At 70.9% G+C, this 16,205-nt stretch carries 18 protein-coding genes; 3 read left to right on the forward strand and 15 right to left on the reverse strand.

Annotated features, from left to right (window positions below; translation table 11 throughout):
• Positions 1 to 50: 50 nt before the first annotated feature.
• Positions 51 to 623: a cob(I)yrinic acid a,c-diamide adenosyltransferase gene (locus ACN27G_RS24030; RefSeq protein ID WP_421495024.1), complete on the forward strand. Its 573-nt coding sequence runs from the start codon at positions 51 to 53 to the stop codon at positions 621 to 623.
• Positions 610 to 1,038, forward strand: a complete 429-nt coding sequence (locus ACN27G_RS24035; protein WP_421495025.1) for a VOC family protein — start codon at positions 610 to 612, stop codon at positions 1,036 to 1,038. Before ACN27G_RS24030 ends, ACN27G_RS24035 begins: the two co-directional genes overlap by 14 nt.
• On the opposite strand, the gene ACN27G_RS24040 is transcribed toward ACN27G_RS24035, so the two are convergent.
• Both ACN27G_RS24040 and ACN27G_RS24045 read right to left on the reverse strand, forming a co-directional pair.
• The gene (locus ACN27G_RS24040) at positions 1,015 to 1,734 is read right to left on the reverse strand and encodes a response regulator (RefSeq protein ID WP_421495026.1); all 720 of its coding nucleotides are present in this window, start codon (positions 1,732 to 1,734) and stop codon (positions 1,015 to 1,017) included. The two genes, ACN27G_RS24035 and ACN27G_RS24040, sit on opposite strands and share 24 nt — an antisense overlap.
• Positions 1,731 to 2,777 (reverse strand): sensor histidine kinase, encoded by a 1,047-nt coding sequence (locus ACN27G_RS24045; protein WP_421495027.1) that lies wholly within the window; start codon positions 2,775 to 2,777, stop codon positions 1,731 to 1,733. The genes ACN27G_RS24040 and ACN27G_RS24045 overlap by 4 nt, the downstream gene beginning before the upstream one ends.
• Positions 2,778 to 2,907: 130 nt before the next feature.
• Between ACN27G_RS24045 and ACN27G_RS24050 the strand changes: the two genes are divergently transcribed.
• Positions 2,908 to 3,561, forward strand: a complete 654-nt coding sequence (locus ACN27G_RS24050) for a class I SAM-dependent methyltransferase (protein WP_421495028.1) — start codon at positions 2,908 to 2,910, stop codon at positions 3,559 to 3,561.
• Here the strand turns inward: ACN27G_RS24050 and ACN27G_RS24055 are convergent.
• The 13 genes from ACN27G_RS24055 to ACN27G_RS24115 all read right to left on the reverse strand — a co-directional run bounded on the left by ACN27G_RS24055 (position 3,558) and on the right by ACN27G_RS24115 (position 16,097).
• A complete protein-coding gene (locus ACN27G_RS24055; protein ID WP_421495029.1) occupies positions 3,558 to 4,001 on the reverse strand; it encodes a DUF2550 domain-containing protein in 444 nt (147 codons plus the stop codon). The genes ACN27G_RS24050 and ACN27G_RS24055 overlap by 4 nt on opposite strands.
• A gap of 12 nt (positions 4,002 to 4,013) precedes the next feature.
• The gene (locus ACN27G_RS24060) at positions 4,014 to 4,295 is read right to left on the reverse strand and encodes a F0F1 ATP synthase subunit epsilon (RefSeq protein ID WP_421495030.1); all 282 of its coding nucleotides are present in this window, start codon (positions 4,293 to 4,295) and stop codon (positions 4,014 to 4,016) included.
• An 88-nt stretch (positions 4,296 to 4,383) separates the two neighbouring features.
• Complete coding sequence (locus ACN27G_RS24065) at positions 4,384 to 5,634, reverse strand: LCP family protein (protein ID WP_421495031.1); 1,251 nt, start codon at positions 5,632 to 5,634, stop codon at positions 4,384 to 4,386.
• A 302-nt stretch (positions 5,635 to 5,936) separates the two neighbouring features.
• Positions 5,937 to 7,373 carry a F0F1 ATP synthase subunit beta gene (gene atpD / locus ACN27G_RS24070; protein WP_421495032.1) on the reverse strand — a complete coding sequence of 479 codons (1,437 nt, stop codon included), beginning with the start codon at positions 7,371 to 7,373 and terminating at the stop codon, positions 5,937 to 5,939.
• On the reverse strand, positions 7,373 to 8,305 hold the full coding sequence (locus tag ACN27G_RS24075; RefSeq protein ID WP_421495033.1) for a F0F1 ATP synthase subunit gamma: 933 nt from the start codon (positions 8,303 to 8,305) through the stop codon (positions 7,373 to 7,375). Before ACN27G_RS24075 ends, atpD begins: the two co-directional genes overlap by 1 nt.
• A gap of 9 nt (positions 8,306 to 8,314) precedes the next feature.
• Entirely contained in the window at positions 8,315 to 9,970 is a 1,656-nt protein-coding gene (gene atpA / locus ACN27G_RS24080; RefSeq protein WP_421495034.1) for a F0F1 ATP synthase subunit alpha, read from the reverse strand.
• An 80-nt stretch (positions 9,971 to 10,050) separates the two neighbouring features.
• Positions 10,051 to 10,872: a F0F1 ATP synthase subunit delta gene (locus ACN27G_RS24085; RefSeq protein WP_421495035.1), complete on the reverse strand. Its 822-nt coding sequence runs from the start codon at positions 10,870 to 10,872 to the stop codon at positions 10,051 to 10,053.
• On the reverse strand, positions 10,872 to 11,432 hold the full coding sequence (locus ACN27G_RS24090; protein WP_421497439.1) for a F0F1 ATP synthase subunit B: 561 nt from the start codon (positions 11,430 to 11,432) through the stop codon (positions 10,872 to 10,874). Before ACN27G_RS24090 ends, ACN27G_RS24085 begins: the two co-directional genes overlap by 1 nt.
• A 29-nt stretch (positions 11,433 to 11,461) precedes the next feature.
• Complete coding sequence (locus ACN27G_RS24095) at positions 11,462 to 11,701, reverse strand: F0F1 ATP synthase subunit C (protein ID WP_107260457.1); 240 nt, start codon at positions 11,699 to 11,701, stop codon at positions 11,462 to 11,464.
• A gap of 90 nt (positions 11,702 to 11,791) precedes the next feature.
• Complete coding sequence (gene atpB / locus ACN27G_RS24100) at positions 11,792 to 12,604, reverse strand: F0F1 ATP synthase subunit A (RefSeq protein ID WP_421495036.1); 813 nt, start codon at positions 12,602 to 12,604, stop codon at positions 11,792 to 11,794.
• Between the two features lie 12 nt (positions 12,605 to 12,616).
• Positions 12,617 to 12,844, reverse strand: a complete 228-nt coding sequence (locus ACN27G_RS24105; RefSeq protein ID WP_421495037.1) for an AtpZ/AtpI family protein — start codon at positions 12,842 to 12,844, stop codon at positions 12,617 to 12,619.
• A gap of 206 nt (positions 12,845 to 13,050) precedes the next feature.
• Positions 13,051 to 13,506: a hypothetical protein gene (locus ACN27G_RS24110; RefSeq protein ID WP_421497440.1), complete on the reverse strand. Its 456-nt coding sequence runs from the start codon at positions 13,504 to 13,506 to the stop codon at positions 13,051 to 13,053.
• A gap of 302 nt (positions 13,507 to 13,808) precedes the next feature.
• Complete coding sequence (locus tag ACN27G_RS24115) at positions 13,809 to 16,097, reverse strand: transglycosylase domain-containing protein (protein ID WP_421495038.1); 2,289 nt, start codon at positions 16,095 to 16,097, stop codon at positions 13,809 to 13,811.
• Between the last annotated feature and the right edge of the window lie 108 nt (positions 16,098 to 16,205).

Genomic DNA, 16,205 nt, shown 5'->3' on the forward strand with positions numbered 1-16,205 from the left:
TGAGTTCCCGCGGGGACGCGGCCGGCGCCGACGTCCGTACGCTGTTGGTCATGGCCGTCCACCTCACCCGCATCTACACCCGGGCCGGCGACGCCGGCACGACCAGGCTGGTCAACAACGAAGATGTCGCCAAGACCGATCCCCGGATCGGCGCGTACGCCGATGTCGACGAGTGCAACGCGGCGATCGGCGCGGCACTGGCGCTCGGCCGGCTCGACGACGACGTCCGGACCGTGCTCGGCACGGTCCAGAACGACCTCTTCGACGTCGGGGCCGATCTCGCCAACCCGGTCGAACCCGAGCCGGCGTATCCGCCGCTGCGGGTCACCGAGGAGTACGTGCGGCGTCTGGAGGGCTGGTGCGACCGGTACAACGCCCGACTGGCCAAACTCGACTCCTTCGTCCTGCCCGGCGGCACTCCGGGAGCGGCACTGCTGCACGTGGCGCGCACGGTCACCCGACGCGCCGAGCGCTCGGCGTGGGCTTTGCTCAACGCCGAACCAGAGCGAACCAACATTCTCCCGGCAAAGTATCTCAACCGCCTCTCGGATCTGCTCTTCATCCTGGCAAGAACGGCAAATCCGGCCGGAGATGTGCTATGGGTCCCCGGTGCCCAGCGCTGACGAGGAGCCCGGCGGGCTGCACCACGTGGAGATCTGGGTGCCGGATCTCGACCGGGCCGCCGCCGGTTGGAGCTGGCTCCTCGGCGAGCTGGGCTGGACGCCGTACCAGAGCTGGGACGCCGGCCGCTCCTGGCGGCGCGGCGCGACCTACCTGGTGCTGGAGGAGTCCCCCGCGCTCTCCTCGCGGCGACACGACCGGTTCGCGCCGGGCCTCAACCACCTGGCCTTCCACGCCGGCCCGCCCGCCGTCGTGGACCGGCTGGTGGCGCAGGCCCCGGAGTACGGCTGGACGCTGCTCTTCGCCGACCGCCACCCGTACGCCGGTGGGCCGGAGACCTACGCCGGTTACCTGGTCGACGGGTCCGGCTTCGAGGTGGAGCTCTGCGCCCGCTCAGTCCCCGCCCGCCAGGGGTGACCGGTCGGCCGGCACCGGCCGGAACTCGTCGTCGACCAGGCCGAGCCGGTGCGCCACCACCGCCGCCTGGACCCGGTTGCGCAGCCCGAGCTTCTCCATCGCCGCCGAGACGTGCGTCTTCACCGTGGTGACGCCGACGTGCATCCGGGCGGCGATCTCGGCGTTGGAGAGCCCGGCCCCGACCAGGGCCAGCACCTCGCGCTCCCGGGCGCTGAGCAGCCGCCGGCCCGACGGCCGTACGCTCTCGGAGCCCCGTTCGGTGTCCCGGGTGTGCGCCTGGAGCGCCCGGTGGACGATCCGGGAGAGCACGGCCGGCGCGAGCAGCGGCTCGCCCCGGGCCGCCCGGCCGACCGCCTCCACCAGGTCCTCCGGGGCGCCGTCCTTGACCAGGTAACCGATCGCACCGGCGCCGAGCGCCCCGTAGATGTTGGCGTCGTCGGCGAAGGTGGTGAGCACCAGTACCCGGGTCGCCGGATGCCGGTCGAGGATACGGCGGATGGCCTCGATCCCGTCCATCCGGGGCATCCGCAGGTCCATCAGGACCACGTCCGGGCGGAGCCGCTCGGCCAGCCGGACCGCCTCCCGCCCGTCGCCGGCCTCGCCCACGATGTCGAACCCACCGGCGGTGCGCAGCAGCAGCGTCACCCCGGCCCGGACCAGCGCCTGGTCGTCGACGACGAGCACCCGTACGGTCACCGGCACCACCCGGCCGGCTCCGGGGCCCTCTCCCGGACCTCCGGCGCCCTCTCCCGGACCTCCGGCGCCTTCTCCCGGATCGGCAGGTGGGCGGCGAGCCGCCAGCCGCCGGTGCCGGTCGGGCCGGCGAGCAGCGTGCCGCCGAGCAGCCGGACCCGCTCCCGCATCCCGGCCAGCCCGTGCCCGGAGGGCGGCAGCAGCGACGGCCGGGGCCGGTCCGGACCGGTGTCGAGCACCTCGACCAGCAGCCCGGAGCCCTCCGGCCGGATCTCCACCGAGGCGGTCGCGCCCGGTCCGGCGTGCTTGAGCGTGTTGGTCAGCCCCTCCTGGATCACCCGGGCGGCGGTGGTACGCACCACCAGCGGCGCCGCACCGACGTCACCGGCCAGGTTCATCCGGACCACCACCCCGGCCGCCCGGACCCGCTGCTCCGCGTCCATGATGAGCTGCTCCGGCTCGATCGGCGGCCCGCCCGCCGTGATCGCGTCGGGGTCACGCAGCACCTCCAGCAGCGCCCGCAGCTCGTCGAGCACCTGGCCGGCGGTGACCCGCAGCTCCCCCAGCGCCTGCACCGCGTCGTCCACCCGGCCGGTACGCCGGGCCGCGTACTGGGCCGCGCCGGCCTGCAAGGCGATCGCCCCGACGTGGTGCGCGACGATGTCGTGCAGGTCCCGGGCGATGGCGGCCCGTTCGGCCAGGCGGGCCGCCCGGGTCTGGACCTCCTGCTGCTCCTCGACCTCCCGGGCGCACTCCTCTGCCGAGTGCGCCGCCCGGCGTACCGCGGCGAGGTAGCGGGCGAGTAGGACCGGGGCGACGGCGATCCCGAAGAAGCCGGCGAGCTGGACGAAGCCCTGCCGCCCCGGCAGCAGCCCCGTACCGCCCAGGTACAGCAGCGCGGCCGCGTACGCCAGACCGAGCGCCACGCCGGTCACCAGCGGGACGGGGCGGCTCCGCACCACCGGCCGGCCGGCCCTGACCGGGCCGACGACGCCGCCGACCAGGCCCGTCAGGACATCGGGCCACGACCCTCGCCGATCACGCACCTGGGCAACGATACGGAGCCGGCCGTCGGGGGGCGAGTCCTGCCGCCGCGCACGGCGCCTCCTCCGAGTGGCCGATACACCGACCGGCCGGACGACATCGAAAGATGATCACGTCGCTTAGCTTCGGTCCGTGCCCACCGAGATGATCTCGTTTCTGGCCCAGTTGGCCCGCGACCCCCGATCGGTCGGCGCCATCGCGCCCAGCGGGGCGCCGCTCGCCGAGCGGATCACCGCGACGATCCCCCGGACCGGGCAGCCGCTGGTCGTCGAACTCGGCCCGGGCACCGGTGCGTTCACCCGGGTCATCCAGCGCCGGCTGGCGGGGCAGGGGCGGCACCTCGCCCTGGAGATCAACCCGACCTTCGCCGATCGCCTGGCCCGGGAACATCCGGCGGTCGACGTGCTACAGGCCGACGCCAGTACGCTGGCCGGACTGCTCGCCGAGCGGAACCTGCCGCCGGCCGAGGTGATCGTCAGCGGCCTGCCCTGGGCGGTCTTCGGCGCGGACCGGCAGCGGGCGATCCTGGCCTCCGTCGTCGCGGCGCTCGCCGACCACGGCGTCTTCACCACCTTCGCCTACCAGCACGCCCGCTGGTCGCCACCGGCCCGGCGGCTGCACCGCAACCTCCGGGACCTCTTCGAAGAGGTCGTGGTCGGCTCGACGGTCTGGGCCAACCTGCCCCCGGCAGTGGTCTATCACTGCCGCCGACCGGTCCGGCAGTTGGCCGGGGCCGGGGCCGGGGCCGGTGCCGAACGGGGCGTCCCGGCGGTCAGCGCGGCCTAGTCGCGCAGGGCTAGAGACGGAGAAACCGCCCCCGGAGGGGCGGATTCAAGCCAGGAGAGAAAACCGGTGACCGTGGACTTCGCCATGGCGATCTCCACGGGCGCCTGGTGGCTGACACATCGCAGGATCACCCAGTCGGCGGGCATGATAAGCCGTTCCTGACCCTCAGGCAGCCGTCGGCGCTCCACCGCGAGGCCGCGCCGGGACAGCACCCGCTTGGGCCGGAAGGCGAAGCTGAACATCCGGTACCAGCGGAGTTCGGTCTCGGCGAACCGCGCGAACCCCGGCGACCAGCCGCGACCGTCGAGGATGGTCGAGACGCGCACACTGAGCCGGATGATCCCACCGGAGCGGGTCATCAGGGCCCGCCGGAGGAAGAGCGCCGCCACCGCGAGCAACAGCACCAGGACGCCGATTCCGATCCACCGCAAGACCAGCATCGACGTGTCTGATCAGCGGCTCGTGGCTTCGGTCACCGGGCTGGCGCTCTCGGCCAGGACCGTGACCCCGGCCCCGGTCACCGAGAGGAAGCCGCCGTTCACCTCGTAGGTCAGCTGCTCGCCGCCGGACACCTTGATGCGTACCTGGCCCGGCTCGGCGAGCTGCCCCAGCAGGGGGGCGTGTCCCGGCAGCACCCCGAGCTCACCCTCGGTGGTCCGCGCGACGACCATCTCGGCCTCGCCCGTCCAGATCTTCTCCTCGACGGCTACGAGCTCGACCTGAAGCTGTGCCACGCTGTCTCCTTGCTGCGGCGGCGGGATGGTGCCGAGTCTAGCCCCGCTCCCGCCGCCGCCCGCAGCCGGGTGGCGGCTCGCGGAGCGCTCATTTGACCTTGTTCAACAACTTCGGGTTGTTGATCACGAAGCTGTCGACGGTGCCCGCCTGGAGCGCGTCGAAGAACTCCTGGGCGACCGGCTGGAACTGCTCACCCCGGTAGTCGTCGCCCTCGTAGACGCCGCCGCCCGGCAATTTGATCATCTTGATCGAGTCGGAGCGCAGGTTACGCAGGGCGAAGCCGAAGTCGATCAGCTTGTGCCCCCGACCGCTGAAGACCAGCGACTCGCCGGCCGCCCGGATCACCTTGTCCAGCTTGATCGGGTTGGTCACCACGTCCTTGCTCAGCGCCTGGTCGGCCATTGCCCGGACGAACTGCTGCTGGTGCCGCTGGCGACCGTAGTCGCCGTCGGTGACCCCGTTCTTCGGGTACCGCTGCCGGACGTAGTCCAGCGCCTCCCAACCCTTCAGGTGCCGGGTGCCCTTCCTGTAGGTGGCCTGCGGGCCGAGGTAGCCGCCGCCACCGGGCTTGAGCGTCCGGTGCGTGCCGTCCGGGCGGCGGTGCTCCGACTTGACGTTCTGGTCGATGTACATCGTGACGCCACCAATGGCGTCGACGATCTTCAGGAAGCCGCCGAAGTTGATGATCGCACCCGCGTCGAACCGCTCGATCCCGGTGACCTTGGAGACCGTCATGGAGAGCAGTTCGAAACCCTGGGCAGCGCTCGGCAACTTCTCGCCGGGCACCTTGCTGCCGTACGACATCGCGGCGTTCAACTTCGTCCGGTCACCCGGAAAGTTCGCCTTCGAGAAGCGGGGAATCTCCACCAGCAGGTCCCGGGGCATCGAGAAGAGGTACGCGTCGTCAAGCGTCTCGTTCACGTGCAACACCATGATCGAGTCGGCCAGTGGCGGCGTCTCCGGCTTCCGGGGGTCGATCCCGACCAGCAGGATGTTGAGCGGACCCTTGATGTCCGACTTCTTCTCCGCCGCCCCGGCGGCCTGGTCGCCGAAGAGGTCCTCCTCGGTGACCGCACCCTCGAACCGGGCGAGCACCGCCTCCAAGCCGACAAGCGTCCCGCCGCTGAGCACCACGAGCACCGCACCGAAGATCGCGCAGAGCCGGGCCCAGAGAGGCACGGCGGACTTCCTGCGCCGCTTCTCCCGGATCGGCCGTCCGGCGCCGGTGAGGTCGCCCACCCGGCCGTCGTCGGCCGGTCCGGGACCACCGTAGTTCCGGCCACGGTCCGGCCGGGCCGTCCGCCTGCCCGACCGACCGGCGCCCATGCCCTCGCTCACCTGCATCTCCATCCGTCGCGCACCGCGAGTGTCACGCCCCCTCACTGATGACGGGATGACGGGGCAAAAGTGTTGCAGAGCCGCAGCCTCGAACGTGTTACATCTTCACGTCCGATCGATGGGAACTGCTCGCCACGGTAGCGGCGCACCCGACGGTACCCGGCGAACGCGGCTTGCCAAAGCACCGGAACTACGCGAAGCGCGGATAAACCGACCAGAGCGCGCAGGTGAACAGCACGTGAAGCGCCGAAACCGCACCGGCGGCTACCGGTGCGGCTTCGGCGCGGGTACGGTCCGGAGACCTAGTCCTTCATCAGCTCCCGGGCATTGCGCTCCAGGTCGTCCAGGCCACCGCACATGAAGAACGCCTGCTCGGGGAAGTGGTCGTACTCACCCTCGCTGATCTTCTTGAACGCCTCGACGGTGTCCTTGACCGGCACGTACGAGCCCTTGATGCCGGTGAAGACCTCGGCCGCGTACGTGTTCTGGGAGAGGAACCGCTCGATCCGGCGGGCCCGGCCGACGGTGAGCTTGTCCTCCTCCGAGAGCTCCTCGATGCCGAGGATGGCGATGATGTCCTGCAGGTCCTTGTAGCGCTGCAGGATCCGCTTCACCTCGGAGGCGACCGTGAAGTGCTCGGCGCCGACGAACTCCGGGGCGAGGATCCGGGACGAGGACGCCAGCGGGTCCACCGCCGGGTAGATGCCCTTGTCGGAGATGGACCGCTCCAGGTTGGTGGTGGCGTCCAGGTGCGCGAAGGTGGTGGCCGGCGCGGGGTCGGTGTAGTCGTCCGCCGGCACGTAGATCGCCTGCATCGAGGTGATCGCCTGACCCCGGACCGAGGTGATCCGCTCCTGGAGCTCGCCCATCTCGTCGGCCAGGGTCGGCTGGTAGCCCACCGCGCTCGGCATCCGGCCGAGCAGGGTGGAGACCTCCGAACCGGCCTGGGTGAACCGGAAGATGTTGTCGATGAAGAGCAGCACTTCCTGCTTGTTCACGTCGCGGAAGTATTCTGCCATGGTCAGCGCGGAGAGCGCCACCCGGAGCCGGGTGCCCGGCGGCTCGTCCATCTGGCCGTAGACCAGCGCGGTCTTGTCGATGACGCCGGACTCGGTCATCTCGTGGATGAGGTCGTTGCCCTCACGGGTCCGCTCACCCACCCCGGCGAAGACCGAGGTACCACCGAAGTTGTTCGCGACCCGGGTGATCATCTCCTGGATCAGCACCGTCTTGCCCACGCCGGCACCGCCGAAGAGGCCGATCTTGCCACCCTTGACGTACGGGGCGAGCAGGTCGATCACCTTGATGCCGGTCTCCAGCATCTCGGTCTTCGGCTCCAGGTCGGCGAAGGCCGGCGCCTTGCGGTGGATCTGCCACCGGTCGGTCGCCTTGAAGGTCTCGCCCTCCTTGAGGTTGAGCACCTCGCCGATGGTGTTGAAGACGTGGCCCTTGACCTCGTCACCGACCGGCACCATGATCGGCGAGCCGGTGTCCCGGACCTCGGTGCCCCGGACCAGGCCGTCGGTCGGCTGCATCGAGATCGCCCGGACCATGTTGTCGCCCAGGTGCTGGGCGACCTCCAGGGTCAGGGTCTTCTCGCCCCCGGAGAGGGTCACGTCGACGTGCATGGCGTTGAAGATGTCCGGCATGGCGTCGCGCGGGAACTCGGCGTCGACGACCGGGCCGATGACCCGGACCACGCGGCCCGTCGCGGTCTTGGTCTCTGTAGGAGCAGTCATCACACTTCACTTCCCGACGCGGCCAGCGCGTTGGCGCCGCCGACGATCTCGCTGATCTCCTGGGTGATCCCGGCCTGGCGGGCCGAGTTCATCTCGCGCGTGTAGTTCTCGATCATCTCTTCGGCGTTGTCCGTCGCGCTCTTCATCGCCCGGCGACGGGACGCCGACTCGCTCGCCGCCGACTCCAGCAACGCCGCGTAGATCCGCGTGTTGATGTATTTCGGCAGCAGCGCGTCGAGCAGCGCGTCCGCCTCCGGCTCGAACTCGTACGCCGGCAGCACCCCCTCGGAGCGCGGCCGGTCCTCGACCTCCATCGGGCCGATGATCCGGGTCACCGGGGTCTGCGACATCAGGGACTTGAACTCGGTGAAGACGATGTGCAGCTCGTCCACGCCGAGCACGCCGTCGATCCCCGGGTCGCCGCCCTCCAGATCGTCCGCGCCGGAGACGAACGCCTTGATCAGCGTCTCGCCCACCTGCTTGGCGTCGGCGAAGGTCGGCTGCTCCGAGAAGCCGGTCCAGCTCGCCTCCACCTTCCGCTGCCGGAACCGGTAGTAGCCGACACCCTTGCGGCCGATGACGTAGAGCACCGGCTCCTTGCCGTCGGCCCTGAGCCGGGCGATAAGCGACTCCGCGGCCTTGATCGCGTTGGAGGTGTAACCGCCGGCCAGGCCGCGGTCGCTGGTCACCACGACCACCCCGGCCCGCCGGACCTTCGGCCGGGCGGTGAGCAGCGGGTGGTCGATGGCCGCGTTGGACGCCAGCGCCGTGAGCACGCCGGTGATGGCCTGGGCGTACGGCAACGAGGCCGCGACCCGGGACTGGGCCTTGGCGAGCCGGCTCGTCGCGACGAGCTCCATCGCCTTGGTGATCTTCTTCATCGACTTCGCCGAGCGGATCCGTTGACGAAGAACGCGTACCTGGGCAGCCACCGGTCGGCCCTACTGCTTCTCGGCCGGGGCCGACTCGCCGCCGTCGCGGTAGCGGGTGACCGTCTCGCGGTCCTGCTCGCCCTCCATCGGCTGGGCGGGTGCCTCGTTGATCCGCACCTCGTCCTCCTTGCCGAGGAACATCTGCTTAAACCGGGCGACCGCCTCGTTGAGCGCGTTGACGATGTCGTCGTCCCAGTTGTTGTCCGCGATCGACTGCAACGTCGGCTTGTACTGGTGGCGGAGGAACTCCAGGAACTCGGACTCGAAGCGCCGGACCTCGCCGATCGGGATGTCGTCCAGCTTGCCCTCGGTGCCGATCCAGACCGAGACCACCTGCTCCTGCACCGGGAACGGCGAGTAGTTGGTCTGCTTGAGCAGCTCGACGAGGCGCGCGCCCCGGCTGAGCTGGTCCTGCGATGCCTTGTCCAGGTCCGAGGCGAGCGCGGCGAACGCCTCCAGCTCCCGATATTGCGCCAGGTCCAGCCGGAGCCGGCCGGCCACCTTCTTCATCGGCTTCACCTGTGCGGCGCCGCCGACCCGGGAGACCGAGGTACCGACGTTGATCGCCGGCCGGACACCCTGGTTGAAGAGGTCGGTTTCCAGGAAGATCTGGCCGTCGGTGATCGAGATGACGTTCGTCGGGATGAACGCGGAGATGTCGTTGCCCTTGGTCTCGATGATCGGCAGACCGGTCATCGAGCCGCCGCCCATCTCGTCGGAGAGCTTCGCGCAGCGCTCCAGCAGCCGGGAGTGCAGGTAGAAGACGTCACCCGGGTACGCCTCGCGGCCCGGCGGGCGGCGCAGCAGCAGCGACACGGCCCGGTACGCCTCGGCCTGCTTGGTCAGGTCGTCGAAGACGATCAGGACGTGCTTGCCGGCATACATCCAGTGCTGGCCGATGGCCGAGCCGGTGTACGGGGCGATGTACTTGTAGCCGGCCGGGTCGGAGGCGGGCGCGGAGACGATGGTGGTGTATTCCATCGCGCCCTGCTCCTCCAGCAGCCCCTTCACCGAGGCGACGGTGGAGCCCTTCTGACCGATCGCCACGTAGATGCAGCGGACCTGCTTGGCCGGGTCGCCGGAGCGCCAGTTGTCCCGCTGGTTGAGGATCGTGTCCAGCGCGACGGTGGTCTTGCCGGTCCGCCGGTCACCGATGATGAGCTGCCGCTGCCCCCGGCCGATCGCGGTCATCGCGTCGACGGCCTTGAGGCCGGTCTGCAGGGCCTCGAAGACGCTCTGCCGGGCCATCACGTTCGGCGCCTGGAGCTCCAGCTCGCGGTAGCCCTCGTTCTCGATGTCGCCGAGGCCGTCGATCGGCTGCCCGAGCGGGTCGACCACCCGGCCGAGGAACGCGTCGCCGACCGGCACCGAGAGCACCCGGCCGGTCCGCTTGACCCGCTGCCCCTCCTCGATGCCGCGGTAGTCGCCGAGCACGACGACGCCGATCTCCCGGACGTCGAGGTTCAGCGCCAGGCCGAGGGTGCCGTCCTCGAACTCCAGCAGCTCGTTGGTCATGGTCGAGGGAAGGCCCTCGACGTGGGCGATGCCGTCACCGGCGTCGGCGACGGTGCCGACCTCCTCACGGGAGACGTCGGGCGAATAGGAGGAGACGTAGCGCTCCAGCGCGCCGCGGATCTCCTCCGACGAGATGGTCAGCTCGGCCATCCTCTTCTTCCTCTATTCAGGGCCCGGTTAACCGGAACGGCGTGGATGTGGTTCTCAGCGCTGCGCGGCGTCGGCGGTGCTCATCGCCGCGCGAGCGCGTTTCGGGTGTCGGTGAGGCGGCGCAGGATCGTGCCGTCGTAGAGGTCGGAACCGATCCGGACGCTCAGCCCGCCGAGCACCGCCGGGTCGACGGTCTGCTTGACGCTGACCTCCCGACCGTATAGCTCGGCCAGCTTGCGGCCCAACCGCTGCTCCTCCTCCCCGGTCAGCGGAGCCGCGACGGTGACGTACGCCACCTGGCGGTCCCGCCGGTCGGCGGCGAGCTCGACCAGCCGGGTCAGCGCGCCGGTGAAGGACCGCCCGCCGAACCCGGCGAGCGCCACCTGGACCAGCCTGACCGTGACCGGCCTGGCCTTCCCCTCCAGCAGCGCCCCGGTCAGCTCGGCCCGCTGCGACACGGGCGCGATCGGGTCGGAGAGCACGTTGGAGAGCCGCGCGTCGGCGGCGACCACCTGGCCGAAGCGGAACAGCTCGTCCTCCACCTCGCCCAGCTCCCCGGCCTGCTCGGCGCTGGCCAGCAGCGCCTCGACCCCGAGCCGTTCGGTGGCGTCGAGCAGCTCGGACGGCGCCGACCAGCGGCCGGAGACCAGCACGCCGAGCAGTTTCTTGGCGTCCGCGCCGATCTTGTCGCCGAGCAGCGACTCCAGCAGTGCGGCCCGGTCCTCACCGGCCCGGGCCGGGTCGGAGAGCGCCCGGCGCAGCCGCGGCTCGCGCCGCAGCAGGCCGGCGACCGAGCCGAACTCGTCACCGGTGGCGGAGACCCGGGCCGCGTCGGTCTGCCGGGCGTACTCGTCGAGACGCTGCCGTGCGGCGGCGTACGACTCCCGGCTGGCGGCCTGCATCAGCTCGCCCGCACGGCGGAGCCGTTGGCCGAGCCGACACCGTCGAGGTCGGCCAGGAAGCGCTCGACCGTCCCCTTGCGCCGCGCCTCGTCGGCCAGCGACTCACCGACGATCCGGCCGGCCAGGTCGACCGCGATCGTGCCCACCTCGGTACGCAGCTCGCGCACGATCGTGGCCCGCTCCGCGGCAAGCTGCTCCTTGCCGGCCGCGATGATCCGGTCGGACTCCTCCCTGGCCTTGGCCAGGACGTCCTGCCGGATGCCCTCGGCGTCGGCCCGGGCGTCGTCGCGGATCTTCGCCGCGTCGGTCCGGGCCTCGGCGAGCTGGGCTCGATATTGCTCGAGAAGCTGGTTGGCCTCGGCCTGGGCGGCCTCGGCGCGCTTGATCCCGCCCTCGATCGCGTCGACCCGGGCCTGGAAGGTCTGCTCCATCCGCGGGAAGACGAACTTCATCAGCACGAAGCAGAGGATGGCGAAGGCGACCGAGCCGACCACGATCTCCTGCCAGAGCGGGATGATCGGGTTGTGCTCGGTGCCGCCCTCTGCGGCTAGGTAGCGCAGCATCGGAACCTCCTCGGTCGAGGGGACGGCTAGTTGCCGAAGGCGTAACCGAAGGCGATGCCCAGCAGCGCCAGCAGCTCGATGACGGCGAAGCCGATCCAGACGTACGGCAGCGTGATCCGGGACGACTCGGGCTGCCGGGCGGTCGACTGGATGTAGGCGCTGAAGACCAGGCCGACACCGATGCCGGGGCCGATGGCCGCGAGGCCGTAGCCGATGGCGCTGAGGCTGCCGGTGATTTCGACGGCGGCGAGGGTCGACGACAACATTGGTTGGTTCCTCCTGAAATCACGCGTGACGGTTCACGCGGGACGACAACGGTTGTGCGGTTGTGCGGTTCGGTGTTCGTCGGATGCGGATCAGTGTTCGTCGGCGAGCGCGCCCTGCACGTAGCTGGCGGTCAGCACGGTGAAGATGTAGGCCTGCAGGACGATGACCAGGGCCTCCAGGAAGGTGATCGCGATCGACACCGCCCAGGAGACCACCGAGATCGGCTTCAGGAAGAACGAGTCGGCGTTCAGCAGCACGAAGCCGCCGAGGGTGAAGACCAGCAGGATGATGTGCCCGGCGAACAGGTTGGCGAACAACCGCAGCGACAGCGAGACCGGCCGGGCCACGAACGTCGAGAAGAGCTCGATCGGGATCAGCAGCGGCTGCATGAACCACGGCGCCGGCGGCATGAGTGAATGCTTGAAGAACTTTCCGAAACCGTGGTGCCGGATGCCGACCCAGATGAAGAGCACGTAGCTGATGATCGCCAGGAACGCCGGAAACGCGATGTGCGACATTGGCGAGATCTGCACGACCGGGACGATCTGCCACAGGTTGTTGATGAAAATGAAGCAGAAGAGCGTGGTGAGATACGGCGCGAAGGCGACGCCCCGGTGCCCGATCATGTCGACCGCGATGTTGTTCCGGACGAAGCCGTAGATCGACTCCGCGATCCACTGCCCCTTCGTCGGCACCAGCTTCGGATTCCGGTAGGTCGCCAGGAAGAAGATTATGAGCAGTGCGGCGCCCAGCCAGATGAGCACCGTGAACTTCGTGATCCAGTAAACGTTGTGCCCGCCCCAGGGCACGATGCTCGGCAGAAAGAAGTCTTCCACGCTGGGTGGAAACGGAACTTCGCCCTCCGCGAGGCCCTCCGCGAGGACGACCGACTCTCCGATCACCGCGTCCCTTCCCTAGCTAGGGGTGCCGAGCCGGCGGATGACCAGGTAGACGCCCCCGGCCCCGCCGAGCAGGAACCCGATCCCGGTGGCCAGGCCATCGGTCTCGAGCCACTGGTCGACCAACCAACCGATGAAGCCCCACACCGCCAGACCTCCGATGAGGTATGCCAGCGCGGTCCAACCCTCGCCGGCCTCCGGAGCGGGGCCGCCAGGGGGTTGGGGGGTTTGGTCACCGGTCATGACGGCCGAACGATATCAGCCGGGGATACGAGGCTGTGCCTCACCCCCCGCACAACCTCGTTGTGTGGGCCTCTGGGTGGGCGCGTCGTCTGTGGGCACGCTACTCCGGTTCCGCCACCGGGAAAATGACCGATCACTGACAGTTTCCTGTGTGCCGTCCCGTCTACGGGACCACGGCAATTCCGGCCCGGTGGCCGTGACCCATGTCACCCGGCGGAGCCGGGCCCCGTCCGCGCGGCGTGCACGGTCACCACCCACCAGATGTTCGCGCCGATCCAGGCCACCACCCCGGCGAGGACGCCCCAACCGAACGGCACCAGCCCGGCCCAGCCCTGTGCGGCGACCCCGGCCATCACCACGCCGATCACGCTGAACTTGGCCACGTACATCGCCAGCCCGAACGGCAGGACCAGGTTGGGGTGGACCGAGTCGGCCCAGGCGATCACCAGGGTGGAGATCAGATAACTCAGCGTCACCAGACCGACTCCGGCCGCCGCGCCGAGTGCACCGATCCCGCCGCCCAGCACGGCGCCGAGCACCGTGGCGACGCCCAGCAGCGCCGCTGAGGCCCCGAGCACCACCGGCAGGTGCGCCAGCCGCCAGTGCCGCCCTGCGGCCTCCGCCGGCCGGTCCGCCTCGACCGGCCGGTCCTCGGTCTCCACCGGACCCTCCGCCGCCTCGACCGGCCGGCCTGCCTGCTCAGCCACGCCGGTCAACCGGACCGGAGACCGGGCGGATCCCCGCAGCCGCGGGAGCGGCGGCCGGCGCCTGCGCGTGCGAAACCATCTGGGCAGCGTAGCGCCTGGCGGCACGGCATCCCTTCTGACCCAATGCGCCGGACGCCCTCCGTCGCAGCGCGGGGGCTTCCGTCGCAAGCACGGGGGCCTCCGTCCGCAGCACGGGGCGCAGCACGGGGCGGCGGCCTCCGCGCCGCGTGGAGCGCCCCGCCGCAACGCGGGCGTTTCTAGCGGGGCGGGGGGCGTGGGGCGGTGGCGGTGCTGCGCGGCGGCGTCGGCCGGGGAACGGCGGCCGTGGGAACGGGCGTCGGGCGGGGCACGACGGCGGGCGGCGGGGTCGGAACGGCGGTCGGCGGCGCCGTCCGGACGGGCGCCGGGGCGAACGGCTCCGGATCGAGCTCGCCGGGAGCGGCGCCGAGGCCGGCGCCGAAGGCGATCTCCCGGCCGGGCGGCATGAAGTCCCGCCGTGGCGCGCCCCGCAACGCCCCGGCCATGGTGTTCGCCACCGCCGCGATCACCCTCCGCTGCGCCTCCCGGCCGACGGCGTCGCTCGGGTCGTCCGGGTTGGTGGCGATGCCCGCCGCCGCGAGCTGCGGAGTGAAGGCGACGAAGGTCTCCGTGGCGTACCCCTCGGTGCTGCCGGTCTTGCCGGCCACCGGCTGGGTGCCGAGGATCCTCGCCACCTCCGGGGCGCTGCCACCGTCGCACTGGGCGTACACCGACTGGCCGCCGACCGGACAGCGGGCCGCGTCGGTCGCCGCTCGGGCCACCTCCGCCTTGAGCATCTTTCCGCAGCTCGGCGCGGCCGCCGGCAACGCCCGCCCGGTGGGATCCACGATCCTGATCACCGGCAGCGGCTTGCAGTACCTCCCCTCGGCGGCCAGCGTGGCGTACGCGTTCGCCAGCTCCAGCGGGGTGGTGGCGGCCACGCCGAGGGTGAAGGCGCCCCAGCCCCGTGCCCCGTACGCCGCCAGTTGGGCGTCGCGGTCGGCCCGGAACACGATGCCCAGCCGCTCGGCCATCCGGACCGCCCGCTCCGCGCCGATCCACTGTTGCAGCGCGACGAAGTAGGTGTTGACGGAGCGCCCGAAGGCGGTCCACATGGTGTGGTAGCCGTCCATCCACCCCGGGTTGGCGTTGGCCGGGCACCAGTAGCCGCCGCAGCTGTTCGGGCTGTCGACCGGATAGCGGGTCAGCAGCCGGGACGGCGCGTCGTAGCCCGCGCTGAGCGGCATCCCGGACTCCAGCGCGGCCAGCAGCGTGAAAATCTTGAACGTGGAGCCGGCCTGGTAGCCGTTGATCCCACCGCCGCCGGCGACCAGTTGGTTGACGGTGTTCGGGTGGTTGCGCTGTCCCGCCGGATTGGGGTCGAGCCGGTAGTTGCGGTTCACCGCCAGCGCCAGTACCCGGCCCGTCCCGGGCTGCACCACGGCGATCGGGGCGGCCCTGCGGTCGTCGAGGTCGTACACGGTCAGGCTCTGCCGCAGCGCGCCGGCCTGGATGGCCGGGTCGAGCGAGGTGACGATCCGGTAGCCGCCGCGCCGCAGCGTCTCCCGCCGCTCGTCGACGGTGAGCCCGAACGCCGGGTTCGCGTCCCACCACTGCCGGAAGTAGTCGCAGAAGAAGCCCCAGTCGGAGTGCCCGTCCGGGATGCCGGCGCAGTCGTTCGGCTCGGCGCCGGGGCGCAGCCGGATCGGCTCCGCCTGGGCACGCGTGGCAGCCTCGTCGGAGATCATCCCGCTCTCGGCCATCTGCCGCAGCACGTACCCCCGGCGGACCAGCGCGGCGTCGGCGTCACCGCCGATCGGGGTGTCCGTCTCCGGCGAGCGCACCAGTCCGGCCAGCAGGGCGGCCTCGGCGAGAGTGAGGCTCCGGGCCGGCTTGGAGAAGTACCGCTGGCTGGCGGCGGCGACGCCGTACGCCCCGGCGCCGAAGTAGGCGATGTTCAGATAGCGGCCGAGGATCTCGTCCTTGGCGAGCCGGCGCTCCAGCGCGACCGCGTACCGCACCTCCTGGATCTTGCGCGCGGCGCTGGTCTCGGTGGCCTCGGCCCGCTGCTCCGCAGTCAGGCCGGGGTCGCTGGAGAGGACGTTGCGGACGTACTGCATGGTCAGCGTCGAGGCGCCCTGCCGGACCTCCCCGTCCACCCTGTTCGCCACGGCGGCCCGGAGCACGCCCCGGACGTCGACGCCCCGGTGGGAGTAGAAGCGGGCGTCCTCCGCCGCCACCGTGGCCTGCCGCATCACCTCGGCCACCTGGGCCAGCGGCACGTTCGTCCGGTTCTCGTCGTAGAACGAGGTGATCATGGTGCGGCCGTCGCTGGCGTAGAGGTAGGAGCGCTGGGCGCTGGGCGGGGTCCGGAGGTCCTGCGGCAGGTCCTCGTAGCGGGCGCCCAGCGACCTCAGGCCCACGGCGGCCAGCACCGAGGCCGGCAGGGCCGCCGCGGCGAGGATGGTGCCGGCCAGTATCCCGGCCAGGGTCAGGGTCCAGAGCTGGCTCAGCCGCTGCCGGAGCATGCCGTACCTCCCGGACGGACGGCGTCGGGCGACCCGGACGGTAGGCCGGGTTCAGGACACCGTCAGCCTGACGGCACTTTCGGAACTCTGCACCCGTTTCACGCCAAA

The organism is Plantactinospora sp. WMMB334, assembly GCF_049179095.1.
In the GTDB taxonomy this organism is placed as follows: domain Bacteria; phylum Actinomycetota; class Actinomycetes; order Mycobacteriales; family Micromonosporaceae; genus Plantactinospora.